15 protein-coding genes and 1 tRNA gene are annotated in these 18,346 nt (G+C 57.8%); 11 read left to right on the forward strand and 5 right to left on the reverse strand.

The genetic code is table 11. From position 1 onward, the window contains the following. Positions 1-34: 34 nt before the first annotated feature. Positions 35-1,261 (reverse strand): SGNH/GDSL hydrolase family protein, encoded by a 1,227-nt coding sequence (locus P4G45_RS02470; protein WP_348268113.1) that lies wholly within the window; start codon positions 1,259-1,261, stop codon positions 35-37. A 170-nt stretch (positions 1,262-1,431) separates the two neighbouring features. Here P4G45_RS02470 and P4G45_RS02475 point away from each other — a divergent pair, with 170 nt between their 5' ends. From P4G45_RS02475 to P4G45_RS02500, 6 genes are all read left to right on the forward strand, one after another. Continuing rightward, the gene (locus tag P4G45_RS02475) at positions 1,432-2,544 is read left to right on the forward strand and encodes an aldose epimerase family protein (protein WP_348268114.1); all 1,113 of its coding nucleotides are present in this window, start codon (positions 1,432-1,434) and stop codon (positions 2,542-2,544) included. A gap of 61 nt (positions 2,545-2,605) precedes the next feature. Continuing rightward, complete coding sequence (locus P4G45_RS02480; RefSeq protein WP_348268115.1) at positions 2,606-3,310, forward strand: CoA transferase subunit A; 705 nt, start codon at positions 2,606-2,608, stop codon at positions 3,308-3,310. Next, positions 3,307-3,975, forward strand: a complete 669-nt coding sequence (locus P4G45_RS02485) for a 3-oxoacid CoA-transferase subunit B (protein ID WP_348268116.1) — start codon at positions 3,307-3,309, stop codon at positions 3,973-3,975. Before P4G45_RS02480 ends, P4G45_RS02485 begins: the two co-directional genes overlap by 4 nt. 93 nt (positions 3,976-4,068) lie before the next feature. Then, positions 4,069-5,673, forward strand: coding sequence for a fucose isomerase (locus P4G45_RS02490; protein ID WP_348268117.1), 1,605 nt, complete (start codon positions 4,069-4,071; stop codon positions 5,671-5,673). 190 nt (positions 5,674-5,863) lie between these two features. Beyond that, entirely contained in the window at positions 5,864-7,192 is a 1,329-nt protein-coding gene (locus P4G45_RS02495; protein ID WP_348268118.1) for a sugar porter family MFS transporter, read from the forward strand. A gap of 26 nt (positions 7,193-7,218) precedes the next feature. Then, entirely contained in the window at positions 7,219-8,346 is a 1,128-nt protein-coding gene (locus tag P4G45_RS02500) for a glycoside hydrolase family 172 protein (RefSeq protein ID WP_348268119.1), read from the forward strand. 148 nt (positions 8,347-8,494) lie between these two features. Here P4G45_RS02500 and P4G45_RS02505 read toward each other — a convergent pair. From P4G45_RS02505 to P4G45_RS02515, 3 genes are all read right to left on the reverse strand, one after another. Further along, positions 8,495-8,570, reverse strand: a tRNA-Cys gene (locus tag P4G45_RS02505). Positions 8,571-8,687: 117 nt separating this feature from the next. After that, positions 8,688-9,350, reverse strand: coding sequence for a peroxiredoxin (locus P4G45_RS02510; RefSeq protein WP_348268120.1), 663 nt, complete (start codon positions 9,348-9,350; stop codon positions 8,688-8,690). 76 nt (positions 9,351-9,426) lie between these two features. Beyond that, positions 9,427-10,086, reverse strand: a complete 660-nt coding sequence (locus P4G45_RS02515) for a peroxiredoxin (RefSeq protein WP_348268121.1) — start codon at positions 10,084-10,086, stop codon at positions 9,427-9,429. Between the two features lie 358 nt (positions 10,087-10,444). Here P4G45_RS02515 and P4G45_RS02520 point away from each other — a divergent pair, with 358 nt between their 5' ends. Together P4G45_RS02520 and P4G45_RS02525 are read left to right on the forward strand one after the other, a co-directional pair. After that, a complete protein-coding gene (locus tag P4G45_RS02520) occupies positions 10,445-11,398 on the forward strand; it encodes a PhzF family phenazine biosynthesis protein (RefSeq protein ID WP_348268122.1) in 954 nt (317 codons plus the stop codon). Positions 11,399-12,071: 673 nt separating this feature from the next. Then, the gene (locus P4G45_RS02525; RefSeq protein ID WP_348268123.1) at positions 12,072-12,515 is read left to right on the forward strand and encodes a response regulator; all 444 of its coding nucleotides are present in this window, start codon (positions 12,072-12,074) and stop codon (positions 12,513-12,515) included. A 42-nt stretch (positions 12,516-12,557) separates the two neighbouring features. On the opposite strand, the gene recG is transcribed toward P4G45_RS02525, so the two are convergent. Beyond that, positions 12,558-14,852, reverse strand: a complete 2,295-nt coding sequence (gene recG / locus P4G45_RS02530; RefSeq protein ID WP_348268124.1) for an ATP-dependent DNA helicase RecG — start codon at positions 14,850-14,852, stop codon at positions 12,558-12,560. A gap of 69 nt (positions 14,853-14,921) precedes the next feature. Between recG and P4G45_RS02535 the strand changes: the two genes are divergently transcribed. The 3 genes from P4G45_RS02535 (at position 14,922) to P4G45_RS02545 (ending at position 18,329) form a co-directional block, all read left to right on the forward strand. Next, positions 14,922-15,839, forward strand: a complete 918-nt coding sequence (locus tag P4G45_RS02535) for an ATP-binding cassette domain-containing protein (RefSeq protein WP_348268125.1) — start codon at positions 14,922-14,924, stop codon at positions 15,837-15,839. Then, the gene (locus P4G45_RS02540; RefSeq protein WP_348268126.1) at positions 15,832-17,070 is read left to right on the forward strand and encodes an ABC transporter permease; all 1,239 of its coding nucleotides are present in this window, start codon (positions 15,832-15,834) and stop codon (positions 17,068-17,070) included. The genes P4G45_RS02535 and P4G45_RS02540 overlap by 8 nt, the downstream gene beginning before the upstream one ends. 89 nt (positions 17,071-17,159) lie before the next feature. Then, positions 17,160-18,329 carry a M24 family metallopeptidase gene (locus P4G45_RS02545; RefSeq protein ID WP_348268127.1) on the forward strand — a complete coding sequence of 390 codons (1,170 nt, stop codon included), beginning with the start codon at positions 17,160-17,162 and terminating at the stop codon, positions 18,327-18,329. The last annotated feature ends 17 nt before the right edge of the window (positions 18,330-18,346 follow it).

The raw sequence follows: 18,346 nt of genomic DNA on the forward strand, positions 1-18,346 counted from the left end.
GGAGCTGACGCTCCTGCCATTACTGCGTTTTGGGCTATTTTTTGAAGAGCTTCAGGTCAATGGAGTCGCCCATGGCTTTGTAGCCGGCGTCGCCAGGGTGCAGCTCGTCGCCGGAGTCGTCAGCTGGCAGGAAGACGTTGGGATGGGCAGGGTCGCGCGTGACCTTGTCGAAGTCGATCACGCCGTCGAGCTGATTGGTGGTACGAATCCATTGGTTGACAGCCTCGCGCATGGTTTCGCCGGCAGGGGAGGAGTATTTTGCGCCGACGTAAGGGGTGAGGGTCGCCCCGAAGACCTTGATGCCGTGGGTGTGAGCACGGGTGGCGAGCTGGCTGAGACCTGCGATCAGGTCCTCGGCGGAGACGACGTCGTAAGGCCGGTTGGGGTCTTTGGCGTGGCCGATGTCGTTGATGCTCTCCATGATGATGAGGTACTTGACGCCAGCCTGCGCGAGGACGTCGCGGTCGAAGCGGGCCAGGGCGCTGGGGCCTGTGTCGTCGTGGAGGACACGGTTGCCGCCGATGCCTTCATTGAGGACACCCAATTTTGCGGTCTTCTTGTCGGCCTGCAGGCGGGCGGCCAGGACGTCGGGCCAGCGAGCGTTGGCGTTGCGTGTGCTGTGCGCGCCGTCGGTGATGCTGTCGCCGAAGGCTACGATGGCTGCGGCTTCGTCGTCAGCTTTAACATCGACTCCTTTCAGGAAGGGCCAGGAATAGATCTCTGTGGGAGTGTCGAGTGATTTTGCACTGGTGACGTTGCCCGAGGCGGTGTAGTTGGTTTGGTCGGCGAAGCCGTGCACCGAGACCTGCCGAATGGCCTGCGACGGAACGAAGATGCTGACGGCGAGGTTGGAGGTGGGTGGAAGCTTCAGGTTGACAGGGTCGCTGACGACGAGCGCGCCGGGAGGGATGACGATGGAGGGACGTCCATTGAAGGTGAGGGGGGCAGACGCGGCGGGATTGATATCGCTGCCGCCTGCGCTGAGGGCGACGTTGGCCGCGCCGATGGTAAGCGAGTCGAGGCCGAACTCGTTGGTGAGGATGACGCGGACGGCGGGGCCGCCGATAGAGACGTGGACGATCTCGCGATACGTGATGTCAGCGTCAACTTTTTCTTCATGGTTGTCCTGAGCCATGGGAGCGGTGGCCCAGGTGCCGACCCAGTGATCGGGCGACGCGGCCGAGGCGGTATTGGTATTGAAGCAGCAAAGGCAAAAGAGAAGGAGTGCGAGCGAGGGGAGCGTTCTGCTTCTGAGGTTCATAACCATCCTTGGAGGGATTGAGCTGACGCTCCATGTTACCGCTGTTTCGTTGCGGTGGGAGGGTTGCAGTATAGTGGCGAGGGTTGCCGAATATTGCGTAACCGGGCCCTGAACGAGACCGAATCAGGCTGCAATCACAGACCGCTGAACGCGAAAGAACCGAGGAACAAATGACGAAGACTCTGGCAAAGGTTATCCTGCTTACCATGACAACCGGAATGGCAGCACATGGAGCAGTGACGAAGGCCGCATTTGGCACGACACCCGATGGCAAGACCGTGGACATCTACACGCTGAAGAGCGATGTGCTCGAAGCCCGCATTATGACGTATGGGGCGCGCATCGTCTCCCTCGACGTACCGGACCGGGACGGCAAAAGGGCCGACATCGTGTTGGGGCACAGTTCGCTTGCGGGTTACGTAGCGGACAAGAAAACATACTTCGGCGCGATCGTTGGGCGATACGGCAACCGAATCGCCCATGGCAGCTTCAAGCTTGACGGCAAGACGTACCAGACTCCGAAGAACGACCACGACATCAACATGCTGCATGGTGGCACCGTGGGCTTCGACCAACTGGTATGGACAGGACGCGAGATTCCCGATGGTGTGGAGATGACGCTGGTGAGCAAGGATGGCGACCAGGGCTTCCCCGGCACGCTGACGGCGCATGTGCGCTACACGCTGCACCATAACGCTCTTCGCATCGATTACAGCATGTCCACGGACAAGGATACGGTGGTTAACCTGACGAACCACTCCTACTTCAATCTCTCGGGCGAGGGCAACGGAACGATTCTTCACGATATCGTAACCATCCCTGCCGACAAGTACACGCCGGTCGATGCCGGGTTGATCCCGACAGGCGAGCTTGCTCCCGTTGACGGAACACCGTTCGATTTTCGCAAGCCAACTGAAATCGGCGCGCATATTCACGACAATAACGAGCAGCTCAAACTGGCTGGCGGCTATGACTTCAATTGGGTGCTGCGCGGACCCAATGGAGAGACCAAGACGGCCGCTCGTGTCTACGATCCTGAGACGGGCCGGGTACTGACGGTGACGACGACCGAGCCAGGCGTGCAGTTTTACACGGGCAATTTTCTGGATGGAACGATTCATGGAAAGAGCGGACAACCCTACGTGAAGAACGGTGCGCTTTGCCTGGAGACGCAGCACTTTCCGGATTCGCCCAATCACCCCTCCTTTCCCAGCACGGAGTTGAAGCCGGGTGCGCCGCGGCACAGCACCACGACGTTTACGTTTACCACTCACGCAAAGTAAGTGCCTGCTCGCGCGGCGGCAACACAGCCGCCGCGCGAGAGGTCTTTTCGGGCTGAGATTTATGGACAAAGTTGTCTCTTCCGCGGATGCTGCTGTTGCCGATATTGGCAGTGGTGCAACCGTCATGCTGGGCGGCTTTGGCTTGTGCGGGATTCCGGAGAACCTGATTGCGGCGCTGGTGCGGCGGGGCATCACAGGGCTGCATACGATCAGTAACAATATGGGCGTCGACGGCTTTGGCATGGGTTTGATGCTGGAGGCGGGCATGATCGCGTCGCACATCGGAAGCTATGTTGGGGAGAACCGCCGGCTGGAGACGATGGTGCTGCGTGGGGAACTTGACTTGACGCTGGTTCCGCAGGGTACGTTGGCCGAGCGGATTCGTGCAGGCGGCGCGGGGATTCCAGCGTTTTATACGCCTACGGGGCTGGGGACAATCGTTGCGGAGGGGAAAGAGACGCGCACGATCGGCAATCGGACTTACGTTCTGGAGCAAGCGCTGCATGCCGATGTTGCTTTGATCAAGGCGTGGCGCGGAGACCGCTATGGCAATCTCGTCTATCGCAAGACGGCGCGGAACTTCAACCCCGTGATGGCGACGGCTGCTGACCTGACAATTGCCGAAGTGGAGGAACTGGTCGAGCCGGGAATGCTCGATCCTGACCACATCGTTACGCCGGGAATCTATGTTGACCGCATCGTTGTGGGTGCGGCTTACGTCAAGCCGATTGAGTCAAAGTTCATCCAATCCGGAGGCGCGGCGTGAGCGGCAAGGAACGCATTGCGCGAAGGATTGCTCGCGAGATCAAGGATGGCTTTTACGTCAACCTCGGCATCGGCCTGCCTACGATGATTGCGGCTTATGTTCCTGCTGGAATCAATGTCGTATTTCAGTCGGAGAATGGGATGTTGGGTGTGGGGCCGCCGCCTGCTGAAGAGAATGCCGATCCTGATCTGCTGAATGCAGGGAAGCAGCCAGTGACAGAGTTGCCAGGATGCTCGTTCTTCGGCAGCGAACAGTCGTTTGCCATGATTCGTGGTGGACACATGGACATGAGTGTGTTGGGCGCCATGCAGGTGGATGAGCAAGGCGATCTGGCAAACTGGACTATTCCAGGCAAGATGGTAAAGGGCATGGGTGGAGCGATGGATTTGGTCGCGGGGGCCCGACGCGTAGTCGTGGCCATGGAACACCAGACCAGGGATGGTGCCCCGAAGATTTTGAAGGCGTGTACACTGCCGCTGACGGGGAAGCATGTCGTCCACGATATTGTGACCGAGCTGTGCTGGATTCGCGTGACGCCGGAGGGCCTGCTGCTGACCGAGGTGGCTGACGGCTTCGACGCTGCCGCGGTGCAGGCTCGAACCGAGGCGAAATTGATCATCGCTCCCGATCTGCGATTGATGAGTGCCGCCTTGCCGGGACAATAAGCTCTATGATTTTCCTCGTGGGTTGTTTGGTTTCCATGCGGTCGCAGATGATGAAAGGATTTGCCGATGCCAGTTGCACCTAAAGATATGCCAATGAGAGAAGTCATTCTCGTCACCAGCGGAGATTTGCGGCTCTCGGCGAATAAGGCCTGCTGGCCTGCCCAGGAGGAACTGGAGCGGAAGCTGACCCAATGTTTTGCCAGGGAAGGTGTCGTGGTGAAGCGGGCCTTTCCCGTCGATACCGGTGCCGGGCACGGCTTCATCTCGAGCCAGCGGATGGGCATGGATATCTTCAGCGGCATCGACCCTGATGCGAATCTCGTCTTCGCAACGGCAGCATGGCAGTATAGCCATCATGTGCTGCCTGGCATGCGCAGTCATCGCGGACCGATGCTGACCGTCGCAAACTGGTCCGGTCAGTGGCCCGGGCTGGTGGGCCTGTTGAACCTTAATGGTTCGCTTATCAAAGCCGGAGTAAAGTTCAATTCGTTGTGGAGCGAAGACTTCAACGACGAGTTTTTCCTTCACGGGATCAGGGAGTGGATCAGGCTGGGAAGCGTGACGCATGACCTTTCGCATGTCCGCGATCTGGACGTGAATGCGCTGCCCGCAGATGCCGCGAATACGGGGAAGGAGCTTGCGCAATCTTTGCAGAAACGAAAGGCCATTCTTGGCGTCTTCGATGAAGGCTGCATGGGGATGTATAACGCCATCATCGACGACGAATTGCTCAATGCGGCGGGCGTTTTCAAAGAGCGCCTCAGCCAGTCTGCGCTTGTCGCCCGGATGCGCACCGTTTCAGACGATGATGCAAAGGGTGTACGGCAATGGCTGAATGCAAAAGGGCTGCGCTTTGCGACTGGCAAGGACGAAAAGACCGAACTTACGGATGCGCAAATTCACGAGCAGTGCAAGATGTATATCGCAGCGACTCGCATAGCGGACGAATTTGGCTGCGATGCGATTGGCATTCAATATCAGCAGGGACTGAAAGACATGGTTCCGGCGTCGGACCTCGTTGAGGGGCTACTCAATAATGCAGACCGGCCTCCTGTGCGCGGCGAGCATGGCAAAGAACTCTATGCCGGCGGGCCGCTGCCTCACTTCAACGAGGTGGACGAGTGCGCGGGGCTGGACGCTCTCGTGACAAACCGCTGCTGGACTGCACTCAAGCTCGATCCCTCGACCACGCTGCATGACCTGCGTTGGGGCGAGCACTATCAAGGTGACGGCATCGACGATTTCGTCTGGGTCCTCCAGATCTCGGGGGCCGCTCCGGCGAGCCATTTTGTGGATGGCTATCGTGGGGCATCCAGCGAACGGCAGCCCCCCATGTATTTCCCCCTGGGCGGGGGAACGCTGAAGGGCGTCGGCAAGCCAGGAAAGATCGTCTGGAGCCGCGTGTTTGTCGAGGACAACGCCCTGCATGTGGACATTGGTCTGGGCTCCGTCGTCCAATTGCCGGAAGAAGAGACGATGCGCCGCTGGCAGCAGACGACGATTCAATGGCCCATGGTGAGCGCCATCTTCGATGGCATTTCGCGTGACTCATTTATGGCGAGACACCGGGCAAACCACGTCAGCATTGCGTATGCTTCCGATGCCAGGACTGCTTCCCAGGCACTTGCAACGAAATCCGCAATGTTTCACGAGTTAGGTGTGCAAGTCCACCTATGCGGTCTAGTCAACTTTGATTAGGACGCGAATTTGCGTCTGCTTCTCATCCCAATACCATAGTTTGCCGACGAGCGTGAAACGTCGGTATTATGGCAAAATTTATTCGCTATCTCGCGACCTTTATTTTCGCTTGGAATGGCGGACGTCCGGTGCGCATAGGACAGGTCTTGCCTACTTTGCGTAAGATTGCAAGCGGAGCACCGGAGCGTAAATGACAATCAATTCCCACGTAATTAAAAGCACCATCGTAGGCGCACTCGGCGGCCTATTGTTTGGATTCGATACCGCTGTTATCTCTGGCACGACGCATGCTTTAACACAGGTCTACCACCTCACGCCCTTTACTCTCGGCGTCACCGTCTCCAGCGCCCTGGTGGGTACCGTCATCGGCGCAATGGGAGCGGGCATCCCCGGACAACGCTATGGTCGTCGGGACAGTCTTCGCGCGATGGCTGTCTGCTACATCATCTCCGCATTGGGATGTGCGTTTGCCTGGAGCTGGCCGGCACTGATCTTCTTTCGCTTCATCGGCGGCGTTGGCATCGGCGGCTCGTCCGTCCTTGGCCCCATGTATATCGCCGAGATCGCGCCGACCGAATGGCGGGGGCGTTTGGTCGGCTTCTTCCAGGTCAATATCGTCGTAGGAATTTTGCTTGCCTATGTCTCTAATTTTTTGATTGGCATGATGCATCTTGGGCCTCTTGAGTGGCGCTCGCAGTTGGGCATCTCCGGGCTCCCGGCGATTCTGTTTCTGGGTGCCCTGTTTACGATACCGCGCAGCCCGCGATGGCTGACTATGAAACATAAGCTGGAGGAGGCACTTGAGGTGCTTCGTCTCACCGGGATTCCTAATCCGCAAGAGGACCTCGACGAGATCGTTGCCTCTGTCCATTTTGAGCGGTCTGCATCGGCTGATCCTGTGTTCTCCAGGAAGTACGGGCTCCCGATTTTCGTAGCGATTACGGTAGGCATGTTTTGCCAGCTTTCGGGCATCAATGCCATCCTCTATTACCTGAACGACATCTTCGCTCTCGCCGGAGCTTCCAAGGTATCTGGCGATATCCAGGCTGTCGCTGTCGGCGCTGCCAATCTTGTTGCTACGTTGCTTGCGATGTCGGTGATCGACAAGATCGGACGCAAGAAGCTGCTGTTGTTTGGTACGGGCGGCCTGGCGTTCTGCCTATCCGCCATTTCGTACGTCTTTCTTACCCACAAGCATCTCAACTGGCTGGTTTGGCTCCTCATGGTCTATATCGCCTTCTTTGCGGTGTCTCAAGGCGCGGTTGTTTGGGTCTACATCAGCGAGATATTCCCGACTCGGGTGCGATCAAAGGGCCAGAGCATTGGCAGTTCATCGCATTGGATAACGAACGCTGCCATTTCCTTGATTTTTCCCCTGATGGCGGTCTCTTCCGGCGCGTACCCATTTATATTCTTCGCGGCGATGATGGTGCTCGACTTCTTCCTGGTCCTGCTCTATTACCCCGAGACCAGCAACGTATCGCTGGAGCATCTGCAAACCAGCCTGGGTATCGACTAACTCTAAGTAAGACTTACGAGGAACTGATGATGCGACTCGCAATTGCTCTTTTACTGTCTGCCAGCTTTGTAGCCGCGGCACACGCCCAGGCTCCGGGCTGGCAGCCAGATGTTACACAGCAACAGACGTACACCTTGCATCGGGCTTCGAGCGCCGATCCCACGGGAGGCAACGCGGACTTTCGACGCGTTGCCCCGGGTGCAACCTACACTGTTTTGGATACAGATGGTCCAGGGGTGATCTCGCACATCTGGTTCACCATAAGTGATTCAGAGCCATACCATCTCAAGCGTATTGTTCTGCGCATCTATTGGGATGGAGAGACTACTCCGAGCGTCGAAGCTCCAATCGGCGACTTCTTTGGCCTTGGATTGGGAACCTATCATAACTGGCAGTCTGAGATGTTGTCCGTTGGCAGCGTCAAGGCGCTGAACAGCTATTTCCCCATGCCTTATCGGCATCATGCCCGCATTACAGTGACGAATGAAGGCAAGCAGCAAATTGGAAGTCTTTACTACAACATTGATTACCGTACGGAGCCACATCCTCTTCCAGAGGGCACTTTGTACTTCCACGCACAATACCGCCAGGCCCAGCCCAATCATGGCTGGACTGATAAATGGGATAACAACGGAACTCCGCTCGTCAATGACAAGGCCAACCTCGATGGAAAGGATAACTATGTCTGGCTCGACGCAAAGGGACATGGGCAATATGTAGGCGTAACCATGTCTGTGTTGCAAAACCAGGATTCGTGGTGGGGCGAAGGCGATGACATGTTCTTCATCGATGGCGCAAAGCTGCCCTCAATCACCGGCACTGGCAGCGAAGACTACTTTCTGGGCGCGTGGGACTTCGGAGGCAAGGAATTTTCCTATCCGCTCTATGGAGCGCCTGTGCTGGGTGATGAACTGGCAGGTGGGAGATCGAGCGTCTACCGCTTCCATTTCGATGCTCCGATCCCTTTCACCAAATCCATCAAAGCGACGATTGAACACGGTCACGCAAACCACCGCTCTGACAACTACTACTCCGTCGCGTACTGGTACCAGGCCGAGCCACACGCCCCATTCCCGGCATTGCCACCCGTGGACGAGAGGATACCGGTGCTACAGCCGGTTGGCGGTCCCGGCAATGCTGGTGGATCTCACTAAAAATAGCCTCAATGCAAAAATGCCTTCTTCGATTGGACTGATCGAAGAAGGCATTTGTATTTGAGCAGCTGTTGCTTGAGGCTATTGCTGTATGAAGTAACCCTCGTTGAGCTAGCTTATGCATCGATGGGGCTACTAATAATTTTTGTGGAGCACCGAATGGGATTTGAACCCATGAATACTGGTTTTGCAGACCAGCGCGTTAGCCACTTCGCCATCGGTGCTCATCGTTGCCAGCTTTGAATCAAGCTCGACATACGTTATCTGGTTTACCTGCTCTTTCAGCAGGATCATCAAAGATGAACTAACCAGGATGCTTCTTTCATCTTACCTATTTCTCACTACTTTGCTAAGGGAAGCTCTTTCTTTGCAAGATACCAACTCTGTACATCCAGTCCGCTGTTGCTGCCGCTGGTGCGCTTGGCGGCGTCTTCCACCGTGGCCGGAGCAGGCACAATCACCGGCTGGCCGGGACGCCAGTTCGCCGGACACGAGACCCCATTTGCATCGGCAGCCTGCAAAGCCTGAAATACCCGGAACAGTTCGTCGATGTTGCGTCCAAGCTGCATCGGGTAGTAAATCAGCGCCCGGACGTTGCTCTTGGGATCGATGACAAATACCGCGCGAATCGTTGCTGTTTCCGCAGCAGCCTCATGCACCATGCCATAGGCTGCGGAGACCTTCTGGTCGAGGTCGGCGATTACCGGAAACTTGATCTGTACACCGCCAAGCTGCTCCAGATCGCGTACCCACGCAATGTGCGAGTACACCGAGTCGATCGAGACCCCGATCAATTGCACATTGATCTTCTCGAAGTCGTCATAGCTCCGGGCAAATTCAATGAACTCGGTCGAGCAGACTGGCGTAAAGTCTGCAGGATGCGAGAACAGGAGCACCCACTTGCCCCTGGACGTGTAGTCACTCAGGCGGATGAGGCCCTGTGTGCTCTTCGCCTCGAAGTCCGGCGCCGGCTCCATAATTCGTGGGATGCGTGATTCAGCCATCGTTGCTCACCTTAACTCTTATTACTTGCCGCCACGCAATTCGATTGCGTGGCGGCTCTTGCTACTGAATTTCAGCTTATTTGGGCTGAGCGACAGTCCGGATGTAGGAGTTGATCTTCTTGAAGCTATCGGGATACAGCTTCTGTCCTTCTTCGTCCGACACAGTGCCGGCGAGGATCACAGTATCGCCATTCTTCCAATTGGCGGGCGTCGAAACCTTGTGCTTGGTGGTCAACTGAATCGAATCAAGAACGCGGATGATCTCGTCGAAGTTGCGTCCGGTGCTCATGGGATAAGCGAGCATCAGCTTGATTCTCTTGTCGGGGCCGATCACGAACACCGTGCGCACGGCGGCGTTGCCGGCGGGAGTGCGGCCTTCGGATGTGTTGCCGGCGTCGGCAGGAAGCATGTTGTACAGCTTGGCCACCTTCAACTCGGGGTCGCCGATCATGGGGTAGTTCACCTTATGGCCCTGTGTCTCTTCAATGTCGATTGCCCACTTGGCGTGGCTGCTTGCAGGGTCCACACTGAGCCCGATGATCTTCGCGCCGCGTTTCTGAAATTCGCCTTCGAGGCCCGCCATGGTGCCCAGCTCTGTGGTGCACACCGGGGTAAAGTCCTTGGGATGCGAGAACAGGATGGCCCAGCCGTCGCCGATCCACTCATGGAAGTTGATGGTGCCCTGTGTGGTCTCAGCTGTGAAATCGGGAGCTTCATCATTGATACGGAGTGACATAGTTTATTTCCTCTTTCTTGTTCAGATATTCTTCCCAGAATGTTGGTCCAACGAATGACTGCACAACTTACAACTGTACGAGCGCTCCTGGATGTGGTTTTTCAGCTCTTTCATCCAGTAAAAAACCCACCCGGCTCGTTGCCTTTGGGTGGGTTCTGTGCTGCTCGAATCTAAAGTTGCCTGCTACGATCCGGTTATGCGCACACCCACACCCAGCCGACAGCAACAGCAGCCAGGTATGAACTTCGTGTTGGGCATCATCGTCATAGCTAATCTTTTGTACCGCAGCCAGCGGAGCTAGCATGGAGCTGTTGTGCCCATTTGCGGTCTATCAAAAACATACGTCCGAGGAGCTTCGATGTCAAATCAGCCAGTTACGCTGCACCCGCCTTCGAGTCCATCCGCATCTCCGCGCGTCTTCGACTACGCGCTGGTCGACGTCTTCGCCGAAAGCTCTCTTCAGGGCAACCAACTCGCCATCTTCAGCGATGCTCGCGGCCTCTCCGACGAAGAGATGCAGGCGCTCGCGCGTGAGATGAAGCTCTCGGAGACCACCTTCATCCTTCCCCGCGCACCCGAGGTCGAACGAGAGCGCGGAGTCCAGGTCCGCATCTTCACGGTTGCGGAAGAGCTTCAGTTCGCGGGCCATCCCACCCTGGGTACTGCAAGCTGGCTGTACCAGAATCACGCCACGCTTCCAGACGCAGAGCAGGTCACTCTCGACCTTCGTGTTGGCCCGATTCCTGTACGCTTCAGAGCTCCCACGCCCGCAGAGCAGGGCGTCTTTGGCACCATGAAGCAGAACGACCCTACGTTTGGCGATATTCACGATCGTGTAACTCTTGCCGACGCGCTCGGTCTCTCGATCGATGATCTCGATCCGGACCTCCCCGCGCAGACCGTCTCCACGGGCATGGCCTTTTGCATCGTGCCGCTCAAATCACTCGCTGTCGCCGCACGGCTCGAAATTCCGCAGCAGAAGGCGCGCACCTATCTCGAGCGCAGCGACGCGAAGTTCTTTCACTGCATCACCCGTGCGAGTGCAAGCTCTGGCGCGGACTGGCACGCTCGCATGCAGTTCTACAACGGAGAAGACCCTGCCACTGGCTCTGCATCCGGCTGCACGATTGCCTACTTGGTGCGCCACGGCCTGGCAGCCAGCGGAAAACCCATCGTTATCGAGCAGGGAATCGAGATGCTTCGACCGAGCCGCATTCATGTCAGCGCAACAATTGCGGGAGAGACCGTGTCCGAAGTGTTCGTCGGAGGCCGCACCATTCCCGTTGCAATGGGACGCCTTTTCCTGCCGTGATGCACCCGATTTCAACAGGGTCGAAAGGTCAATCTTCAATATCCACGCAGGTTTGGAGAGAACGGTGGATGCGCAACCGCAAATACCTTCCGTCTTCGCCTTAATTTCGCCGTTGCGTTGGTCGCCGATCCTTCCTAATCTTGGCAAGCGTTAACGACATCTTCACACGCAATGTGTGGCGATCGTTTTAACGAAACGAAATTGCTTTCGCCTGGTTTTCTAACAATTTGAGTTGAGAGAAGGTTTTGACTGCCCCGCAGTCGCGCCTCCCCACGCGCACCATCGCTGCCTGCAACGCAGTGAGGTCGACCCAGTTCGTCTGGATTCGACTTCACTGCATCCGCAGCAGACCGATCTCCTGCGCCCGTGGAGTCGCGTGGCAACCTGCGCCGCATCGGCCCTCTCTCGCACCCCGCGGTCCGGCACATCGTTTGCCAGACTGGTGGCACTGTTCCTTCGTGGAGCGGACAGGAGAGCTTTGTCGCTCGTGCCTGTTGCTCTTTTGGAGCAGTCGGCCCCACTACGCTTCGGACCAATGCGCCGGGCGATGCGCCGGACCACGGGGAACGTTTAACACTCCAGACCGGAGTGTCTGCAAACCAGCAGGCACCCCGCCTCTGGCCTATCGGCCGCGACCCACCTACCCGTGGCGTCCGGCAGAATGTGAGACCGCATGCGCCCCAAGAAGACGATCCTCTGTGTCGACGACAACGAACAAGTACTCGCCGTCCGTACCTTTCTGCTCGAAACCCGTGGCTATCGCGTCATCTCTGTAACCAGCGCGCAACAGGCGCTCGATATCGTTCACCAGTCGGCTCCCGGCTCACTTGATCTTCTTCTCTGTGATCTTCTTATGCCCCAGATGGACGGCAACGAACTGGTCCGCCGCGCCAAGCAGCATCACCCCTGCCTGCCTGCCATGATCGTCTCCGGCACCGTCAACGCCTTCGACCGTGCCTGCTCCGCCGACGTCTTCCTGCCCAAGGGAGCCTGCTCTGCCGCCGAGATGATCGAGCGCATCCGCGTGCTCGTAGCTCGCAAGCGCGGCCCCAAGAAGGCCTACTCTGTAAATCCGCATGCTCAGCTCTCTGCCTACACCCCGGCCATCGCCAGCTAAAGTTTGGCCGTTAGCTTCACCCGAAAGCTAACGGCTTTTTGCTCAGGCTTCCACCAGCCCATATCGCCGCTGCCACTGCTGCTTCAGCCTCGCCCATACAGCGTCTTTCTCTTCATGCGAAATCGCCGGATCGGGCTGCTCCGCAAACCTCGAAGCCTCCTTCTTGGCCAGCTCCAGCAAAGCGCGATCGCGTATCAGGTTGGCTACACGAAACTCCGGCAATCCAGCCTGGCGCGTGCCGAAGAACTCTCCCGGCCCGCGCTGCTGGAGATCGAGCTCAGCCAGCTCAAAACCATTCTGCGTGCGCACCATCGCATCCAGTCTGGCCTCGGCTTGCTCGCTCACCTTTCCGCCGGTCATCAGGATGCAGTAGCTCTTCGCCGCTCCGCGACCCACGCGCCCGCGTAACTGATGCATCTGTGCCAAGCCAAATCGCTCCGCATGTTCGATAACCATCACCGAAGCATTCGGGACATCTACACCCACTTCAATGACGGTGGTGGCGATCAGCACATCAGTATCGCCCCGTTGAAACCGCCGCATCGCTACCTCTTTGTCGTCAGCACTCAAACGCCCATGCAACAGTCCCAGCCGCAGCCCAGCCAATGCGCCTTTGCGTAACTCCTCATACATATCGCTGGCCGCACGAAGCGGCTTCTTAGACTCAAACAACTTCTCCGTCTTCGCAGCTTTTCCTTTAGAGGTCTTGGCCTTCTTCCCAGCCGCCTTCTCTGATCCCTGTTCTTCCACATCATGCGCAAAATCCAACTCGGGCTGATCGTCCTTTGCTCCTTCAATCACGGGATAGACGATATAGGCTTGTCGTCCAGCCGCAACCTGCTTCCGTACAAATCCCCAGACATCCTCTGCCCGTTCCTCCGTCGTCCTCCGCGTAACAATTGGAGTTCGCCCGGGCGGCAGCTCATCGATCACGCTGGCATCCAGATCGCCATACAAAGTCAGCGCCAGCGTCCGGGGAATCGGAGTGGCCGTCATTACCAGCACGTCCGGGTCGAGCGCAGTGTCCTTCTTCATCAGCCGAAACCGCTGCTGCACGCCGAACCGGTGCTGCTCGTCCACAATCACAAGGCCCAGATTTTCGAAGTCAACCTTGTCCTCAATCAGCGCATGAGTCCCAATCGCCAGATCGGTCTCTCCGCGAAATATTCTTCCGCGCGCCTCCCGCTTCGTCGCCTCATCGAGCGACCCCGTCAACAGCGTTACGCGATAAGGCTTGCCCGTCCTCGGCGAAAGCACATTCCCCAGCAGCTTTCGTGCGGACAGATAATGCTGCGTCGCCAGAATCTCCGTCGGAGCCATTAGCGCGGTCTGGTAACCGTTCTCGATCGCCACCAGAGCCGCCTGCATCGCGACAATCGTCTTGCCCGAACCCACATCGCCCTGCAACAGCCGCCGCATCGGTTGTGGCTTGCGCATGTCGTCGGCAATCTCTCCCAGCACGCGCTTCTGCGCGGCGGTGGGGTGAAAGGGAAGCACCTGCTTGATCGCTTCGCGGACTTTTACATTCGTCACAAACGCGGTGCCCTCGCGTTCGCGCATTCTGCGTCGCTTCAGCTCCAGCCCCAGTTCCAGATAAAACAGCTCCTCGAAGATCAACCGCCGATGCCCCGGAGTCGCCGCCGACATCAGCTCCACCATCGGCGTTCCCGCCTCGGGAAAATGAATCGACCGTAGCGCCTCCATCCTTCCCGGTAGCTTCAGCCGCTTCAGCAGCGCCGCCGGTACAGTCTCCGGAACAGCGCCCGTCTTCTCTTCCAACTCCTCGAAGATCCCCCAAAGCACTCGCCGCAGCCATCGCGAGGTCAGCTTCGCGCCCCACGCCGTAGTACCGCCGAGAAACTCATACACGGGCACGATTCGTCCCATCTCCAGCCGTACAAACTCAGCCTCAGGCCCATCCTGAGCAGGCAGAATCTCAAACTGAGGCTGGATCATCTTGAATCGACCAGCGGTGGACCGCGACGCCTCAACGCGCCCGTATAGCGCCACCATCTGTCCCACGCGAAACTTATCGCGCAAATACTCGCCGTGGAACCACATGCACTTCACCGTGCTTAGTCCCTGCCCGACGGTCATCTCAAATAGTGGCATGCTGCGCGTCTTCAGCAGTGCCGTACCGCGCACCTCGCCGATCACACTGGCCATCGCCCCGGCCTTCAGTCCGCTGATCGGCAACGGATTCAGCCGGTCTTCATAACGAAAGGGCAGATGATAAAGCAGATCCTCGACGGTCTCCACGCCCCTCTTGGCCAGGGCTTCGGCGACGCGTTCCCCCACGCGCTTCACATATTTAATTGGAGTCGAGAGTTCCAGCACAGACCGATGCTATCAAGAAGCCAGTGGACCATCGGAATCACCCTGCTAAACTTGAACTTAAGAGAACCCATGCACATCGTCGAGCTCCACAAAGTCCGCAAGGTCTACGACACAAAAGTCGCCGTCAACGACATCAGCTTCAACATCGAACCCGGCACCATGTTCGGTCTCCTCGGCCCCAATGGCTCCGGAAAAACCTCCACCATCCGCATGATGATCGGCATCACAGTGCCCGACTCCGGCTCCATCAGTCTCTTCGGACAGCCGTTCACCCGCAAGAATCTCCATCGCGTCGGTTATCTGCCCGAGGAACGTGGCCTCTACAAAAAGATGAAGGTGATGGACCAGCTCATCTTCCTCGGTCAGCTTCACGGCCTCAGCGCGGCGACTGCCAGCAAGCGAGCGCATGACTGGTGCGAACGCCTCGGTATCTCCGCATCCATCGGCAAAAAGACCGAAGAGCTCTCCAAGGGAATGCAGCAGAAGATCCAGTTCATCTCGACCTTGCTGCACGAGCCCGAGCTCATCATCATGGACGAGCCATTCAGCGGACTCGATCCCGTCAACGCCACGATTTTGCAGGACACCCTCGTCGATCTCCGCAGTCAGGGTCGCACTATTCTCTTCTCAACCCACCGTATGGACCAGATCGAAAAACTCTGCGACTCCCTCACGCTCATTCACAATGGAAACCTCGTCCTCTCCGGCTCCATGCGCGACATCAAGTCTCGTTACCCCCGCAACCGCGTCGAGATGCTCTTTGAAGGAGACACCAGTTTCCTTCAGCATCCCTCCATCGAAGAGGCCAGGACCTACAGCGGCCGCGCCGAGATCAAGCTTCGCACCGTCGATGGTATCCCTCCCGATGCCCAGCCGCTGCTTGCCGATGCCATCCAGCGCGGCACCCGCATCAACCGCTTCGAGGTGAAGGAACCCACACTCGAAGAGATATTCATAGAGAAAGTTGGAGGCAAGGTCGATGCATAATGTCTGGCTCATCGCAAAGCGCGAGTACCTCGAGCGCATCCGCACCAAGGCCTTCCTCTTCTTCACCATCATCTTCCCACTGCTCATGGGCGGCGGAATCATAGTCGACGCCATAACAACTACCCATGCGCGAGCGACCTCGCACATTGCGGTCGTCTCGCACGATCAGCAGCTTGCGACCGATCTTCAGGCGGAACTTGAGAGCGGCAAAGACAGCACGATGACGGTCGACGTCATCTCCCCTCCCGGCACGGACACCCGCGCCGTGCTCGACGGCGAACTTGCAGATAAAAACCTCGACGGGTATCTATGGATCACCCCTGCCACTCAGTCGAACGCCCGCCCGAGCTTCGCCTACACGCCGCGCTCCGCACGCGATGTCTCCACCAGGAACGCCATCAGTTCTGCCCTGCGTGCGGTGCTTCTGCGGGAGCATCTAGCTCACCAGGGCATGGTCGCCTCTGATGTCAACTCGCTGATGCAGCCGGTTGAGGTCGATTCGACACAGGCCGGCAAGAACGCCGACACCACATCCACGTACATCGCCATCTACGTGCTGTTTTTCCTCATGTACTTCGTCATCATGCTCTATGGCATGAACGTCGCCCGCTCCATCATTGAAGAGAAGACCTCGCGTGTCTTCGAGGTCCTGCTTGCCACCATCAAACCCGAGGAGATGATGGCCGGCAAGATGATTGGCGTCGGTTCGGTCGGGCTAACTCAGGTCTTCATTTGGCTGATTGCCGCAATTCTGTTGACCAGCACCTCGCTGGTCTCGTCGATCGCGGGCGGCAATGTGCACGTCACGCTCAGCGCCATGCAGATCATCTTCTTCGTCGTCTACTTTGTCCTCGGCTTCATGCTGTATGCCAGCATCGCCGCGGCTCTCGGTGCGATGACGAACTCGGAACAGGAACTGCAGCAGCTCAACATGTTCCTCGTGATGCCGCTTGCCTGCTGCTTCTTCGCGATGGGCATCATCGTCTCGAACCCCAATTCGGTCCTGTCGACTGTTCTTTCGCTCATCCCCTTCATGACGCCGCTGATCATGTATCTGCGCATCTCGCTGGCCACGCCGCCAATGTGGCAAATCGCGCTCTCCGTCGCCCTTATGGTGGCCACGATTTACGGAATTCTCTGGGTAGCGAGCCGCATCTACCGTGTGGGCATCCTCATGTATGGCAAGAAGCCGACGGTCTCGGAGATTCTCCGATGGCTGAAGTACAGCTAGCGACCACAAGACTAGCCGCAGCAATCGCTTTTGCTCGTAACCTTTGATCCTGTATGCCGCTCTTGGGGCGGAACAGATAAGATTGCGGCATGAATCTTGCTGCCATTCAGTCCGCCCTTCGTGACCAGAAATTTGACGGATGGTTGTTCTATGACCACCATTACCGCGACCCGCTGGCGTATCGCATTCTGGGGATGGCCGAGGGGCCGCTCGTCTCGCGCCGCTGGTTTTATCTGATTCCGGCCGAGGGCGAGCCGAAGAAGCTGGTGCACCGGATCGAGTCAGGAAAACTGGATGCGCTGCCCGGCTCGAAGGCGGTGTACTCCTCGTGGCAGGAGTTGGACGCCCAGGTAGAGGCGATGTTGGCAGGCCGGACCCGGATTGCCATGCAGTACTCGCCGCGGAACGCCATCATGTATATCTCGCTGGTCGATGCCGGAACAATCGAGTTGCTGCGGGGAATGGGCAAGGAGATTGTCAGCTCAGCCGATCTCGTCAGCCAGTTTGAAGCCGTGCTCTCCGAGCAGCAGATGGCCTCCCATTTTGTGGCGCAACAGAAGATTGACGCCATTCTGGACGCCGGATGGAAGGAGATGGGCAGCCGTGTTCGGGCCGGGGGGACCGACGAGTTTGCCATGGTGGAGTATTTTTGCGAGGCGATGGGGCGCGAGGGCTTGCTCTGGGACCATGGCCCGAATGTAAGCGTGGGCGCGAACTCTGCTGATTCGCACTATGAGCCGAGCGCGGCGACTTCCAAACCCATTCGCCGTGGCGATTTTGTTCTGATCGATATCTGGGCGAAGCTGGAGCGGGCGGGCGCCTGTTTTTATGACATCACCTGGACGGGAGTGGTAGACCGCGAGCCGACGGAGCGCGAGCAGATGATATTCGCGACCGTCCGCGATGCCCGTGACGCGGCGGTGACGGTAGTGCGCGAGGCGTTCGCGGAAGGCAAGCCAATTGCCGGCTGGGAGGCCGACGACGCCGCGCGTGAGGTGATCCGACAGGCTGGGTTCGGAGAATGGTTTACCCACCGGACAGGGCACAATATCGGCACCGTTCTCCATGGGAATGGAGCGAATCTCGACAACCTTGAGACGCATGATGAGCGCCTGATTCTGCCAAATACCTGCTTCTCCGTCGAACCGGGAATTTATTTTCCCGGCGAGTTCGGGGTCCGGAGCGAGATCGACATGATCACCCGGCCAGGCAAGGCCGAGGTTACTGGCAGGATACAGACCGAATTGGTTCGGGTGTAACTGCTATGATGACAACT

The sequence above is a fragment of the Edaphobacter paludis genome (assembly GCF_039993895.1).
Classification (GTDB): Bacteria; Acidobacteriota; Terriglobia; order Terriglobales; family Acidobacteriaceae; genus Edaphobacter; species Edaphobacter paludis.

Bases quoted from the DNA above. Each gene is read 5' to 3' on its own strand.
- P4G45_RS02500 (WP_348268119.1), top strand. From the start codon at position 7,219: ATGATGCGACTCGCAATTGCTCTTTTACTGTCTGCCAGCTTTGTAGCC.
- P4G45_RS02490 (WP_348268117.1), top strand. From the start codon at position 4,069: ATGAGAGAAGTCATTCTCGTCACCAGCGGAGATTTGCGGCTCTCGGCG.
- P4G45_RS02525 (WP_348268123.1), top strand. From the start codon at position 12,072: ATGCGCCCCAAGAAGACGATCCTCTGTGTCGACGACAACGAACAAGTA.
- P4G45_RS02545 (WP_348268127.1), top strand. From the start codon at position 17,160: ATGAATCTTGCTGCCATTCAGTCCGCCCTTCGTGACCAGAAATTTGAC.
- P4G45_RS02510 (WP_348268120.1), bottom strand. From the start codon at position 9,350: ATGGCTGAATCACGCATCCCACGAATTATGGAGCCGGCGCCGGACTTC.
- P4G45_RS02535 (WP_348268125.1), top strand. From the start codon at position 14,922: ATGCACATCGTCGAGCTCCACAAAGTCCGCAAGGTCTACGACACAAAA.
- P4G45_RS02480 (WP_348268115.1), top strand. From the start codon at position 2,606: ATGGACAAAGTTGTCTCTTCCGCGGATGCTGCTGTTGCCGATATTGGC.
- P4G45_RS02475 (WP_348268114.1), top strand. From the start codon at position 1,432: ATGACGAAGACTCTGGCAAAGGTTATCCTGCTTACCATGACAACCGGA.
- P4G45_RS02495 (WP_348268118.1), top strand. From the start codon at position 5,864: ATGACAATCAATTCCCACGTAATTAAAAGCACCATCGTAGGCGCACTC.
- P4G45_RS02515 (WP_348268121.1), bottom strand. From the start codon at position 10,086: ATGTCACTCCGTATCAATGATGAAGCTCCCGATTTCACAGCTGAGACC.
- P4G45_RS02470 (WP_348268113.1), bottom strand. From the start codon at position 1,261: ATGAACCTCAGAAGCAGAACGCTCCCCTCGCTCGCACTCCTTCTCTTT.
- P4G45_RS02540 (WP_348268126.1), top strand. From the start codon at position 15,832: ATGCATAATGTCTGGCTCATCGCAAAGCGCGAGTACCTCGAGCGCATC.
- P4G45_RS02520 (WP_348268122.1), top strand. From the start codon at position 10,445: ATGTCAAATCAGCCAGTTACGCTGCACCCGCCTTCGAGTCCATCCGCA.